Annotated in this window: 11 protein-coding genes; 4 read left to right on the forward strand and 7 right to left on the reverse strand. The window is 47.8% G+C overall.

What is annotated here, in order from left to right; genetic code table 11:
- Positions 1-4: 4 nt before the first annotated feature.
- The 4 genes from secD to htpG all read right to left on the reverse strand — a co-directional run bounded on the left by secD (position 5) and on the right by htpG (position 5,579).
- Positions 5-1,852 (reverse strand): protein translocase subunit SecD, encoded by a 1,848-nt coding sequence (gene secD, locus Q8L79_RS18395; RefSeq protein ID WP_305274149.1) that lies wholly within the window; start codon positions 1,850-1,852, stop codon positions 5-7.
- A 98-nt stretch (positions 1,853-1,950) separates the two neighbouring features.
- On the reverse strand, positions 1,951-2,301 hold the full coding sequence (yajC, locus tag Q8L79_RS18400; protein WP_305274150.1) for a preprotein translocase subunit YajC: 351 nt from the start codon (positions 2,299-2,301) through the stop codon (positions 1,951-1,953).
- Positions 2,302-2,357: 56 nt separating this feature from the next.
- Complete coding sequence (gene tgt, locus Q8L79_RS18405; RefSeq protein ID WP_305274151.1) at positions 2,358-3,473, reverse strand: tRNA guanosine(34) transglycosylase Tgt; 1,116 nt, start codon at positions 3,471-3,473, stop codon at positions 2,358-2,360.
- Between the two features lie 177 nt (positions 3,474-3,650).
- Complete coding sequence (htpG, locus tag Q8L79_RS18410) at positions 3,651-5,579, reverse strand: molecular chaperone HtpG (RefSeq protein WP_305274152.1); 1,929 nt, start codon at positions 5,577-5,579, stop codon at positions 3,651-3,653.
- A 106-nt stretch (positions 5,580-5,685) separates the two neighbouring features.
- Between htpG and Q8L79_RS18415 the strand changes: the two genes are divergently transcribed.
- Both Q8L79_RS18415 and Q8L79_RS18420 read left to right on the forward strand, forming a co-directional pair.
- Positions 5,686-7,311 carry a tetratricopeptide repeat-containing response regulator gene (locus tag Q8L79_RS18415; protein ID WP_305274153.1) on the forward strand — a complete coding sequence of 542 codons (1,626 nt, stop codon included), beginning with the start codon at positions 5,686-5,688 and terminating at the stop codon, positions 7,309-7,311.
- Between the two features lie 9 nt (positions 7,312-7,320).
- Positions 7,321-8,007: a sensor histidine kinase KdpD gene (locus tag Q8L79_RS18420; protein WP_305274154.1), complete on the forward strand. Its 687-nt coding sequence runs from the start codon at positions 7,321-7,323 to the stop codon at positions 8,005-8,007.
- A gap of 107 nt (positions 8,008-8,114) precedes the next feature.
- Here the strand turns inward: Q8L79_RS18420 and holA are convergent, their stop codons facing one another.
- The 3 genes from holA to leuS all read right to left on the reverse strand — a co-directional run bounded on the left by holA (position 8,115) and on the right by leuS (position 12,251).
- Positions 8,115-9,128, reverse strand: coding sequence for a DNA polymerase III subunit delta (gene holA / locus Q8L79_RS18425; protein ID WP_305274155.1), 1,014 nt, complete (start codon positions 9,126-9,128; stop codon positions 8,115-8,117).
- Between the two features lies 1 nt (position 9,129).
- Positions 9,130-9,627 carry an LPS assembly lipoprotein LptE gene (gene lptE / locus Q8L79_RS18430; protein ID WP_305274156.1) on the reverse strand — a complete coding sequence of 166 codons (498 nt, stop codon included), beginning with the start codon at positions 9,625-9,627 and terminating at the stop codon, positions 9,130-9,132.
- A 125-nt stretch (positions 9,628-9,752) separates the two neighbouring features.
- Positions 9,753-12,251, reverse strand: coding sequence for a leucine--tRNA ligase (gene leuS / locus Q8L79_RS18435; protein WP_305274157.1), 2,499 nt, complete (start codon positions 12,249-12,251; stop codon positions 9,753-9,755).
- Positions 12,252-12,333: 82 nt separating this feature from the next.
- Here leuS and Q8L79_RS18440 point away from each other — a divergent pair, with 82 nt between their 5' ends.
- Positions 12,334-12,819, forward strand: a complete 486-nt coding sequence (locus Q8L79_RS18440; RefSeq protein ID WP_305274158.1) for a zinc ribbon-containing protein — start codon at positions 12,334-12,336, stop codon at positions 12,817-12,819.
- A gap of 58 nt (positions 12,820-12,877) precedes the next feature.
- Entirely contained in the window at positions 12,878-13,660 is a 783-nt protein-coding gene (locus tag Q8L79_RS18445) for a ParA family protein (RefSeq protein WP_305274159.1), read from the forward strand.
- The last annotated feature ends 62 nt before the right edge of the window (positions 13,661-13,722 follow it).

The raw sequence follows: 13,722 nt of genomic DNA on the forward strand, positions 1-13,722 counted from the left end.
AGTGCTAAATGGATAACTTCTCAACCCTGCGGTTACCGTATACCCAGTTCATAATCATCCGCGTGCCGGTAATGGCGGTAAACATAGACGACAAAAGACCTATAATCAGCGTCACCGCAAAACCTTTTACCGAACCGGTACCAAAAGCAAATAACATGACCGCCACCAACAGCGTGGTGATATTGGAATCGAGAATGGTCGCAAAGGCTTTTTCAAAACCGATATAGATAGCAGATTGCGGTGTATTACCATTGCGCATCTCCTCCTTAATTCGCTCAAAAATCAATACGTTGGCATCAACCGACATACCCACGGTCAAGATGATACCGGCAATGCCCGGCAAGGTCAGCGTCGCCTGCAACATCGACAAAATTGCCACAATAATGAACACGTTAAACACCAGCGCAACATTAGCGAACACGCCGCAAAGCCGGTAATAAACCATCATGAACAGCGCGACCAGAGCAAAACCCACCATAAAAGACAACATGCCCTTATCGATATTGTCCTGACCTAGGCTTGGACCCACGGTGCGTTCTTCGACAATATCAACGGGAGCTGCCAGCGCGCCGGCTCTTAACAACAGAGACAGGTCACGTGCTTCCTGAGGACTGTCTAAACCGGTAGTCTGGAAGCGATGACTAAAAACGCCCTGGATAGTCGCCACGTTGATGACTTTTTCAACCTTCTGTTTATGACGGACTTTTTGGCCGTTCACTACTTTGGTTTCAACTTTATATTCAATGAATACCACCGCCATCGGCTTGCCAATATTAGCCTGTGTCAATTTACCCATTTTGGTTGCGCCGACGCCGTTCAGGGAAATATTCACCGAAGGTCTGCCGTCCTGATCAACGCCGGAAGAGGAATCGACGATTTGATCGCCGGTTACGATAACCCGGCGATCCAACAGGATCGGGTTGCCGTTTCTTTCATAATACAAACGACTGCCGACCGGAACATGGCCTTCGACCGCTTTTTGCACATCGTGCTCCACATCAACCAGACGGTATTCCAGAGTCGCCGTTGTGCCCAAAATTTCCTTGGCCCGGTTGGTATCCTGTACGCCAGGCAACTGAACCATGATACGGTTTTCACCTTGTTGCTGAATCACCGGCTCCGCAACACCTAATTCGTTGACGCGATTACGCAAGGTGGTCATATTTTGCGCTACGGCAAATTTCTTGATATCCCGCACTTCTTTTTCGGAAAGCTTCAACCAAACTTGATCCTGCTCTTTGGGTTCGGTAACCTCCAGCGCGCGAAAATCTTTACCCAGCACCTTCAACAGTGCAGGTTTGTCGTCAGCCGAGTTCAGCTTAACCTTAATGAAGCCGTCGTCTTTGGAAACCGATTGATAGCGTAATTTCTCGTTTCTTAGCGCCAAACGCACATCATCGTTGTAGCGATCTTCAGCTTGCTTGACAGCAGCATCCATGTCCACTTCAAGCAGGAAATGCACCCCACCGCGCAAGTCTAGCCCCAGATACATCGCATCCGCCCCCAAAGACCTTAGCCAAGCGGGCGTCGTCGGCGCCAGATTTAGTGCAACGTTATAATCGTCGCTCATTTTATCCCTGAGCAAATCTGCCACTTTCAGTTGATCATCGGCGCTGTTAAACCGGGCTAAAATATGACCGTCTTTAAACTCAAATGCCTTTATATTAAATCCGGCCGTCTTAATGACAGTCTCGATCTGGTTCGCCTGTTCCTGCACCAATTTGGCAGGGTGTGTCGATGACACTTGAACAGAAGGATCGTCGCCGTACAAGTTCGGCAACGCATAAATAATCCCGACGGCAAAAACAATCAGGACCAATAAATTTTTCCAAAGCGGGAAACGATTTTGCATGTGTTATTCCAACAATTCAACTATGTCGTAGAGACGTTGTGGGCACGAGTTTATCCGCGCAGCAGGTTAAAAGCGCGAATAAACCCGCATCCACAGCATTAAACTTTAGCGACTTTTTTAGTGATCGCTTTATAAGTTCCTTTCGGCATCATGCTTTCAATACTATGACGCTGTACTTGAATAAAGGTATTGTCGCAGACTTCAAGTTTGACGAAATTTTCATCCAGATCAACGACCTTACCTAAAATACCGCCCGAAGTGACCACTTCGGAGCCTTTGGTCATGGCAGCGACCATTTCTTTCTTCTCTTTAGTGCGCTTGGATTGCGGACGCAGGAACAAAAAGTAAAAAAATACCAGTATACCCAGTGGGAACAGCATGCCTTCAATACCAGGCGATTGGGCAGCGGGAGCAGCTGCAGCTACAGCATCAGAAATAAAAAAACTCATGGTTATCCTCGGAGGTTATTATTATAGAAAAGCATTGTAATTAAAAAATTTTGCCATTATGCCACAGTCGGCACGGCTTTTCCTCGTTGTTGGTAAAATTGCTTGACAAAAATATCCAGCTCTTGCCTTTCAATCGCGTCACGCAAGCCTTGCATCAGGCTCAGGTAATAATAAAGATTATGTATTGTATTGAGCCTTGAACCCAGCATCTCCTTACATTTATCCAGGTGTCGCAAATAGGCTCTTGAATAATTCCGACAGGTATAACAGTCGCAGGATTCATCCAGCGGACCGGTATCAAACTCATACTGACTGTTCCTGATTTTTACCACGCCGAAGGTGGTAAATAAATGACCGTTACGGGCATTACGGGTCGGCATCACGCAATCGAACATATCGATACCGCGCCTGACTGCATCCACCAAGTCTTCCGGCGTCCCGACACCCATTAAATAGCGCGGCTTATCGACCGGCATTTTGCTATGCACCACATCCAGCGTCGCCATCATTTCTTCTTTGGGTTCGCCGACCGACAAGCCGCCGATCGCGTAACCGTCAAAACCAATATCCACCAAACCGGCTATCGATTCCTGGCGCAGGTGCTCATACATCCCGCCCTGCACAATGCCGAACAAGGCCGACGCATTGCCCTCGTGAGCCGCCTTGCTGCGCGCCGCCCAACGCAACGATAAGCGCATCGAATCGGCCGCCTCATGCACCGTCGCAGGATAGGGCGTGCATTCATCGAAAATCATCACGATATCCGACCCTAAATCGCGCTGCACCTGCATCGATTCTTCAGGCCCCATAAAAATGGAACTGCCGTTGATAGGTGATTTGAAAGTCACGCCTTTTTCGGTGATTTTTCTTAACGCGCCCAGACTGAATACCTGAAAACCGCCGGAATCGGTCAATATCGGTTTGTCCCAATGCATAAAATCATGCAAGTCGCCATGCGCCTTGACCACATCCATGCCGGGACGCAGCATTAAATGAAAGGTATTACCCAGAATAATCTGCGCGCCGATGCCGGTTAGCTCATCGGGTGTTAGTGATTTAACCGTTCCATAAGTGCCGACCGGCATAAAAATAGGGGTTTTCACGATGCCGCGGGCAAACGTAAGTTGACCGCGCCGCGCATGACCGTCCGTATTGATTAATTTGAAGTCCATAAAAATTTGAGAACATTAATAAGGCTGGGAATTATCCAGCCTTTTTAAATCAATGTATATGTGAAGAATTAAAACTTTGCTTCGCCGTTTGGTAATGATGCGCACAATACGCCCACCCAAAAAACTGTTACCTATAAAAAAGGCTGGAAAACATCCAGCCTTTTTTGTTTTTAACGGTTAGTGCAACAAACCCTGCAGCAATCCGTTCAATTTATGCACGAAAGCCGCCGGATCGTCCAGCTGACCGCCTTCGCTGAGGATGGCCTGATCGAACAGGATATGAGTCAGATCGGCAAAACGGCTGTCGTCTTGCTCTTCTTTCATCTTGACCACCAACGGATGGGTCGGGTTAAGCTCGAAAATCGGCTTTCTGCCCATTCCCATGCCCAAACCTTGTCCGGCATCCTTCATGATTCTTTCCATATTCAGGCTCATGCCGTAAACATCGGCAACCAGACAGGCGGGCGATTCGGTCAAACGGTGGCTCAAGCGCACTTCGCTGACTTTATCGGCCAGCACGTCTTTAATCTGCTTGAGTACCGCTTCAAAATCCTTAGTCACTTCTTCCTGGGCGGCTTTGTCTTCTTCGGCATCCAAAACGCCCAAGTCCAGATCGCCTTTGGCGACGGACTGCAAATGCTTACCGTCGAATTCGTCGAGGTTAGACACCAGCCATTCGTCGATACGATCCGATAACAACAAGACTTCAATGCCTTTCTTGCGGAAAATTTCCAAATGCGGACTGTTTTTTGCCGCCGAGAAGCTGTCTGCGGTGACATAATAAATCTTGTCCTGCCCTTCTTTCATGCGACCGACATAAGTTTCCAGCGACACATCCTGTTTGTCGGTATCGGCATGGGTTGACGCAAAACGCAGCAATTTGGCGACACGCTCTTTATTGCCATGATCTTCAATCGGGCCTTCTTTGATAACCTGACCAAACTGAGACCAGAACGTCTCGTATTTTTCCGGTTCAGTCTTGGCCAGGTCTTCCAGCATACCCAGCACTTTTTTAACCGCGCCCGATTTAATGGTGCTGATTTGTTTGCTTTGTTGCAGGATTTCCCGCGACACGTTCAGCGGCAGGGAGTTGGCGTCGATAATTCCTCTGATAAAGCGCAGGTAACGCGGCATTAACTGCTCGGCATCATCGGTGATAAACACTTTGCGTATGTACAGTTTTACGCCGTGCTTGGTATCTCTGTCCCACATATCGAAAGGCGCACGTGACGGCACGTAAAGCAGCAAGGTGTATTCATTGGTGCCTTCGACTTTGCTGTGTACATGGGTTAGCGGGTCTTGAAAGTCGTGGCCCACATGTTTGTAAAACTCGCTATACGCCTCATCGGAAATTTCCTGACGGGCTTTGGTCCATAATGCGGAAGCCGAGTTAACGGTCTCTTCAACGATTTCCGCCGGTTTTTCCTCTTCGCCTTCTTCACCCATGGACGGTGCAACTTCTTTGTCCATCACGATAGGCAGGGAAATATGATCGGAGAATTTTCTGACGATAGAGCGGATGCGGTAGCCGTCCAGGAACTCGCTTTCAGCTTCTTTCATGTGCAACACGATTTCGGTGCCGCGTTGGGCTTTTTCTACCGATTCGAGTGTGTAATCGCCCTCGCCCGCCGATTCCCAGCGTACGCCGTCGCTCTTGTCGGCACCGGCCTTGCGGGTGATTAAGGTCACTTTGTCGGCGACGATAAACGCTGAATAAAAACCTACACCGAACTGGCCGATCAATTCGCTGTCTTTGGCTTGGTCGCCGGTTAATGCTTGAAAAAACTGTTTGGTGCCTGATTTTGCAATGGTGCCGATATGTTCCTGAACTTCTGCACGGGTCATGCCGATACCGTTATCGATAATGGTAATGGTGCGTTTTTCTTTGTCGTATTCCAGGCGAATTTTCAGCTCGCTATCGCCTTCATACAAGCTGTCGTTGGACAGCGCTTCAAAGCGTAGTTTGTCCGCCGCGTCCGATGCATTGGAAATCAATTCGCGTAAAAATATTTCCTTGTTGCTATATAATGAATGGATCATTAAATGCAACAGATGCTTAACTTCAGTTTCAAATCCTAATGTTTCTTTTTTTGCTTCAACAGTCATTTTTATCAATCCTGATTAATTATAAGATTAAGGCCGATATTGGGACGCATTGGTTTTTTTCAAGTCCAAACCAGTCAGATGAAATAGAAGCTATTCTTAATCCATTATGGCAATAAATCTCGCTTCAAAAAAAATATTGGTTGTCGAAGATCAAGCGATCATGCGAGAAACCATTAAACATATACTGGGTTCATTCGGTGCCCGGTTTATTGTTGAAGCTGAATCCGGCATCAACGCAATAACGGCGATGAGAATTGACCGATTTGATATTGTGCTCTGCGATTACAATCTGCTCAGAGGAAAAAACGGCCAGCAGGTTCTGGAAGAGGCCAGACATCTTAAACTATTACCGGTTAATGCCATCTTTATCATGGTGACATGCGAACAGAGCCAGGAAATGGTACTGAGCGCCATCGACAACAAGCCCGATGACTACCTGATTAAACCCTTTAACCGGCAACAACTATTAAGCCGTATTGAAAGATGCCATATCCGCAAGAGATACTTGGCGGGCATTGAAAATGAAATAGACCGCGGCAATCTTTACCAAGCTATACATAATTGCGAGCAACTGCTCCAGCAGGACGATAAAAAAATGCGTATGCAATTATTAAAATTGCATGCCGAACTAACCATTAAGGTCGGCGACTTTAAGACGGCCGAGGCCATTTATCAGGATATCCTGCAAGAAAGGGAACTTCCCTGGGCCAGATTGGGGCTGGGTATTGTGGCCTTTTTTCTCGGTTATTATGACCAAGCCATCAAGACTTTTCAGGAACTCATCGAGCAATATCCGGTGATGCTGGAGGCTTACGACTGGCTGGTAAAAGCGCACGAATCTGTGGGTAACGACGAGCATGCCGTATCCTCTCTTAATTCAGCCGTTACACTTTCGCCTCTGTCCATCTTAAGACAAAAAAAACTGGCTTTACTGGCTGACAAAACCCAAAACTTCGCGGTTGCCAAAAAAGCCTACGCGGCTACCATCAAATTGGGCAAAAACTCCATACACGGCTCATCCGCCGACTATTCGGGCTTGGCCAATGTCCACTTAAAAAACAACGCCGCCAACGAGGCGCTAAAGATATTGTATGAGCTGAATCAGCAGTCTCAAAATGATCCCGAAGCAAAGCTCAGGGCTGCCCTGCTGGAAACCAAGATTCATCAGACAAAAGGCAACAAGGTACTGGCCCAGCAAGCTTATGAAAAAACATTTAAATTGAATGAACAATTTAATAAGCATGTATCCAAAGAACTACGACTGGAAGTGGCAAAGACTTTTTATCTGAATGGAAACGGCGAAATTTGCGATGAAATTCTTAATGATTTAATTAAAACCAATATTGATAATAAGCTTTTTATCAAAGACATCGTAACCATGTGCACCGCCATTATTGGTGAAAACCATGCCGCAACGCTGATTCAACACATAAAAAAAGAACTGGTCGACATCAACAATAAAGGTGTCAGCCTGTTTCAGGAAGGCAACATCAAGGAAGCTCTCGCCGTTTTTGAAAAGGCCATTGCAAAAATGCCTGATAATCAAACGATCATTTTGAATATGATAAAAATCATTATTCATGACATTAAAACATCTAAATCATCCGGCCCTGAAAAAATTATAAGTGCCCAGTCCTATATCAATAAAGCCATTCAAATAGGCATACCGCACAATCAAATCAGTGGCCTTCAAATAGAGCTGGACACTATTCAACTCAAAACCACTCAATAACCTGCCCAAATGCCTAATACTCGTATACTTTCAATCGGTTTCCCCGCCATACTCGCCTCTTCAGTGCATGACATAAAGAATTCATTGACAGCTCTTCGGGCGCTCCTCAGCCAGCTGGAAACTGTCTACCAAGATCCGAAACCAACTGAATTCAGGCAACTGGAATTTGAAACCAATCGCATGAACAATTGCCTCATGCAGTTATTGACGCTCTATAAAATCGATTTATCCCAATTCAGCCTGTCCATAGACGAGCATAGCGTCGCCGACATATTGGAGGATGTTGTCGCCCAGCAATCCACCTTATTATCCTTGGGTACCGTTCAACTCATTACCGAATGCCATGATGATCTATTCTGTTATTGCGACAACGCCCTGATCAGCAATGCTCTGTGTACCCTGGTCAATAACGCACAGCGTTATTGTCTGAGCAAGGTTCTGCTTTCTGTCGTTCAGGAAGATGATTATATTATTTTTTGCATTGAAGATGATGGCAAGGGTTACCCGGAAAATCTTATATCGTCCGATTACAAACAACTCCCCCAGATTGATCTGGCCAACGGCAACACCGGATTGGGTTTGTTTTTTACCGAGACCATTGCGCAATTACATATCAAAGGCAACAATCGGGGTTTCATTATTACCGACAATAATAGTCAGTTTGGCGGGGCCAGATTTAAACTGTATTTACCGTGATTATATTCAGCAGTTAGAAAGGGATAAAAAAGACGAAAGGCAAAAAAGCGTGCCTTTAAGTTCAGGGATATTTCAATTTTTCGCCCTTCGCCTTTAGCCTTTACCCTTTACCCTTTACCCTTTACCGCAAACATCAGGCAAACAGCCAGCAACGTTTCCCACGGCTCGCCTTGCTGCTGGCCTTTAATCTGCCGATCCGCCTTTGCGCTCAACGTAAGAATACCATTTAGATCACTGTCGCCCAGCCTGTTCAACGCGTCACTAACCAACTGCTGCCGCTTGTCCCAAATTTGATTGCTTTTAAAAACCGCCGCTCTATTTTGCCCTTGAGCTAACGCCTGCTTAATCCTGATTAACACCCGAGCTTCCCGCGTCAAAGCCCATAATACTACCGGGGCCGGAACGCCTTCTGCCTGCAGCCCTGACAATATCTTGAAGATCCGACCGACTCTGGCCGCCAGCACGCTATCCATCAGCTTAAACACATCGAATCTGGAACTGTCGGCCACCACGTCGAAAATTTGCTGATTGCTGAGCCGGCCCTCTCCGTATAACACGTAAAGCTTTTCTATTTCCTGCGCGGCCGCCAACAGATTCCCTTCAATTCTGGAAGCCAGTATTTTGATACCTTCCGTTTCAGCCTGTAGCCCGCGCCGCTGCATTCTTTGCTGTAACCAACGAATCAGGTCTTGCCCCTCCAGCGGCCAGACCTGAATAACACAACCGGCCTTATCCAAAGCCTGAAACCAGCGCGCTTTTAATGAAGCGCCTGCCATCTTTGCGGCGGTAATCAATAACAGCGTATCTTCCGGCAAGCGTTCGCAATAGGCGATTAAAGCCTTTGAGCCATCAACACCCGGCGTACCGGTGGGCAATCTTAAATCGATGATTTTTTTGTCGGCAAAAATAGATAAAGAACCGGCCGACTCCGTTAATTCATTCCATGAAAATCCGGAGTCGGCAACAAGAACCTCACGACTGTCATAGCCCGCTTTTCGTGCCGCTGCCCTGATCGCATCCGCCATCTCGCCCAACTGCAACGGTTCGTCGCCGCTAATAAAATAAACCGGCATCAAACCTTTTTGCAACGCCGCAGCTATCTGTTCGGGCTTGAGCCGCATGTTATTTCGCGTCTGCCTCTAATACGACCCTGGCACGATTAACGACGGTATGAACGGCCTGTTGATACATTTCGTTACGTATTACGGCTTCTTCATTGTCCTTGGCAATCATAAATTGCTGATCATTGTAATACTCACGCCTGATTTCAACAGACTGCCGAGGCATCAACAGGGCATCCCCGGCATTAGCAAACTCATAGTCCAGGCGATATTCAAGTTCAAACTCGTTAGACTTGCCTCGGGTACTCAACGACAACACGCGCCGATTAAAATCTTCGCTTAATATCTTGATAACAATACCAGCGTCTTTACGGGAACCGGCGAGCTGTCCGGAAGATGTCTTCATGACTTGGCTGAATTGTTCGCGTAGCGGCCCTGATCCGCCCTCTACATAAACATTTCTCATATTTGCAGGCAATTCAAAAGCGCCCCGCAAATGATAGCCGCAAGCGCTCAATAACAAAGCCATAACCAAGATGACCGCTTTTTTTGTTAACACACACTCCCCCTTAATAAATAGAACACGGGTGATACTGAAAAGGCTAAAGGCTAAAGGCTAAAAATTGCAGCGCTCCTTAAATCCAAATGCAAGCTTTTTTTCGCCCTTCGCCCTTCGTCTTTCACCTAAACAACAATATTGACCAATTTTTTAGGCACCACTATCACCTTTTTGATCGGCTGGGCTTCAATAAAGCGCCTGATGTGCTCATCACTCAGCGCCATTGCCTCAATTTCTTCTTTAGATGCATTGACCGATACCTTCATCTTGCTGCGCAGTTTGCCATTGACCTGCAACACCAGCTCCAAGGTATCCTGCTCCAAAGCCGTTGTATCAACCTCGGGCCATGACGCGCTGACCACCGCTTGCTGATGCCCCAGATCCAGCCACAATTGATGGCAGATATGCGGCACTATCGGCGATAACATCAACACAATGGCTTCCAATGCTTCATGTCGAACCGCCTTGCCGTTGTCGGAATCATCATCAAATTTGGACAAGGTATTGATCAGCTCCATATTTGCGGCAATAACAGTATTAAAGGTATAGCGCCGGCCAAAATCATCGGTTACTTTCTGGATCGTTAGATGCAGCTGGCGACGGACTCCCTGCTGCTCTTCGGTTAGTGCCTGCTTATCAAGCGGCACCGTAGAACCGCCTGCGTCACAATGCTGATAAGCCTGTTTCCAAAGCCGCTTCAGGAACCTGAACGCGCCCTCTACGCCACTGTCGGACCATTCCAGCGATTGCTCCGGCGGCGCTGCAAACATAATAAACAGACGCACGGTATCGGCGCCGTATTGGTCTATCAGGCCTTGCGGATCAACGGTGTTGCCCTTGGATTTGGACATTTTGCTACCGTCTTTGAGCACCATGCCTTGCGTCAACAGCTTTTTAAACGGCTCGTCGCAAACCAGCAAGCCTTCATCGCGCAACAATTTGGTATAAAACCGTGCATACAACAAATGCAAAATAGCGTGTTCGATGCCGCCGATATAATGATCGACAGGCAGCCAGTATTTGGCGCTTTCATCGAGCATACTGTCCGGATTATTGCCCGCAAAGCGCGCAAAATACCAGGACGACTCCATAAAGGTATCGAAGGTATCGGTTTCCCGACGCGCCGCTTTGCCGCATGTCGGACAGGTGGTATGGGAAAAAGTCGGATGAGCAACCAGAGGCGATTGCGAGCCGTCCAGCACCACGTCTCTAGGCAGTTCCACCGGCAAATCCTGTTCGGGAACCGGAACCGTACCGCAGTCGTCGCAATAAATAACCGGAATCGGCGCGCCCCAGTAACGCTGACGGGAAACGCCCCAATCGCGCAATCTGAAATTGGTTTTTCGTTGGCCTTTTTGATCTTTTTCCAGTGCTTCCGAAATGGCTGCAAAAGCCTGTTCCGAGGTCAAGCCGTCAAACACGCCTGAATTTTTCAACACACCTTTTACAGTGTAAGCCTGCTCCGAGCAATCGTCATCCCCGCCGTCTTTGGCAAAAATCACCTGCTTGATCGCAATGCCGTACTTAAGCGCAAACTCGAAATCGCGTTGGTCATGAGCCGGAACGGACATCACCGCGCCGGTGCCGTAACCCATCAACACAAAATTGGCAATCCACACCGGAACCTGTTCGCCGGTAATCGGGTGAACCGCTTTGATGCCGGAGTCGATGCCTCGTTTTTCCATGGTTTCCATGGCCGCTTCCGACGTTTCCATCATCTTGCAATCATCGATAAACGCGCTGATTTCAGGATTGGTTTCCGCGGCTTTTAGCGCCAGCGGATGTTCCGCCGCCACGGCGAGATAAGTCACACCCATCAAGGTATCGGGGCGCGTGGTATAAATGCTCAAAGGCTGGTCAGACCCAGGCACCGGGAAATCCATCTCCACGCCTTCGGAGCGGCCTATCCAGTTGGCCTGCATGGTTTTGACCTGTTCCGGCCAGCCGTCCAGTGTTTCCAGCGAGGCGAGCAACTCATCGGCATAGGCGGTGATTTTTAAGAACCACTGGGCGATTTCCTTGCGTTCGACTTGCGTATCGCAGCGCCAGCAGCAGCCGTCGATGACCTGCTCGTTAGCCAGAACGGTCATGTCATGCGGACACCAGTTGACTGGCGCGGTTTTTTTGTAAACCAGGCCTTTTTCCAGCAATTTCAGGAAGAACCACTGCTCCCACTTATAATAAGAGGGATCGCACGTAGCTAATTCGCGGCTCCAGTCATAGCCGAAACCCAGCCGTTTGAGCTGGTCGCGCATATAGTCGATATTGCTGTAGGTCCAGTCGGCCGGATGGACGCCGTGCTGCATCGCGGCATTTTCAGCCGGCAGGCCGAATGCGTCCCAACCCATAGGCTGCAACACATTCTTGCCCAACATGCGCTGATAGCGGCTGATAACATCGCCAATGGTATAGTTACGCACATGTCCCATGTGTAATTTACCGCTAGGATAAGGGAACATGGATAAACAATAGTATTTTTCGGCAACTGTTCCCTGCGTTGCTCTACCTCCTGCATCCATGCAGTCGTCCTGTGTTGACGATTCCGACACATTAAACACACCTGATGCATCCCAAGCGGCCTGTACTTCTTGCTCAATTGCCAACGGCTTATAATTTTCTTGCATCCTTCTCGTCTTTTACCAGTCAAAAGCGTTAGAATACCGTACAGTTGCTTAAATCTAAAGCGCCATTTTCAGGAGTGAACCTATGAATAAAAACAAACTTGTCACCGCCTATACCGATTTTATGAAGCATCTCCATGAAACCATGGAAGATACGCTGCATTCTTTTGCCGAAGCGCTGGAAATATCAAAAGAAAAAACCAGAAAAGACAGTAACTTGACCAGCGATGAGCTGGACAGGGTTTCAGAGTATGTTAGACGCGATGTTGAACATGCGGCTCAAGGTTTATCAACCGAGGAAGATAAGGAATCGTTGTCAGAGTGGTTTAAATTCGATGTTGAGCTGATTGAAAACTTCGCTCTGGATGCTTTTTTAAGCGTTGCCGATAAAACCCGTCTGGAACTGGCAAAACTGGAAGAATTGGCAAAAGCGCACACTTATCACAGCGGCGACGTTACTGTACCGGGAACTTTTATCTGTGACGACTGCGGCAAGGAAATTGCGTTTAAAACAGCCAGTGAAATCCCTGAATGCCCGCAATGTCATGGTAAAACCTTTATCCGCATTTGATATTACCGGCCCAAGCCTTATAATGCGACTTTCAACTATTTGATTTAACGGGGATAACATGCGCAGAGTCATTTTCAACCAGAAAGGCGGCGTCGGCAAATCTACTATTACGTGCAATTTGGCCGCCATCAGTGCTGTTGAAGGTAAGCGTACATTAGTCATCGATCTTGATGTTCAGGGCAATTCAACGCAATACCTGCTCGGCAATAAAATCAGCGATAGCGATAAAACCATCGCCCACTTTTTTAAAGATTGCCTGAGCCTGTCCCTGTTTGGCGGCGGCTCATCCGGCTCCGGCCTTGAAAGCGCAATACATGAGACTCCGTTCCCCAACCTGTTTGTGATTCCATCCCACCCCGAGCTTGAACCGTTGCAAAGCCGTTTGGAATCGCGGATGAAAATCTTTAAGTTAAAAGAAGCGCTGGAAAAGCTCGAAGGCTTTGACGAGATCTATATGGACACGCCGCCGATCCTGAACTTCTACAGCCAGTCCGCGTTAATCGCGGCCGAAAAATGCCTGATCCCGTTCGATTGCGATACCTTTGCCAGAGAAGCCCTGTATTCATTGATGCAGGTGGTGGCGGAAGTCAAAGCCGACCACAACCAGAATCTTGAAGTTGAAGGCATCATCGTCAACCAATATCAAAAACAAGCCAATATGCCCCGTCAGATAGTCGAAGAGCTTATTGCCGAAGGGTTACCGGTATTGGCCGCAATGATCTCGCCATCGGTCAAAGTCAGGGAGTCGCACTCAGAATCAAAACCGCTGGTGCATTATGTTCCCAATCATAAACTGACTGACGAATACCGCGCGTTACATGCAGAGATTCATGGCAGCTAGTTTGTAGGCCGGAATAAGCCTGTTTGAGCGCAAGCGAAAACAGGGGTTTCCGGCACATCGTA

The organism is Methylobacter sp. (assembly GCF_030680395.1).
Classification (GTDB): domain Bacteria; phylum Pseudomonadota; class Gammaproteobacteria; order Methylococcales; family Methylomonadaceae; genus Methylobacter_A.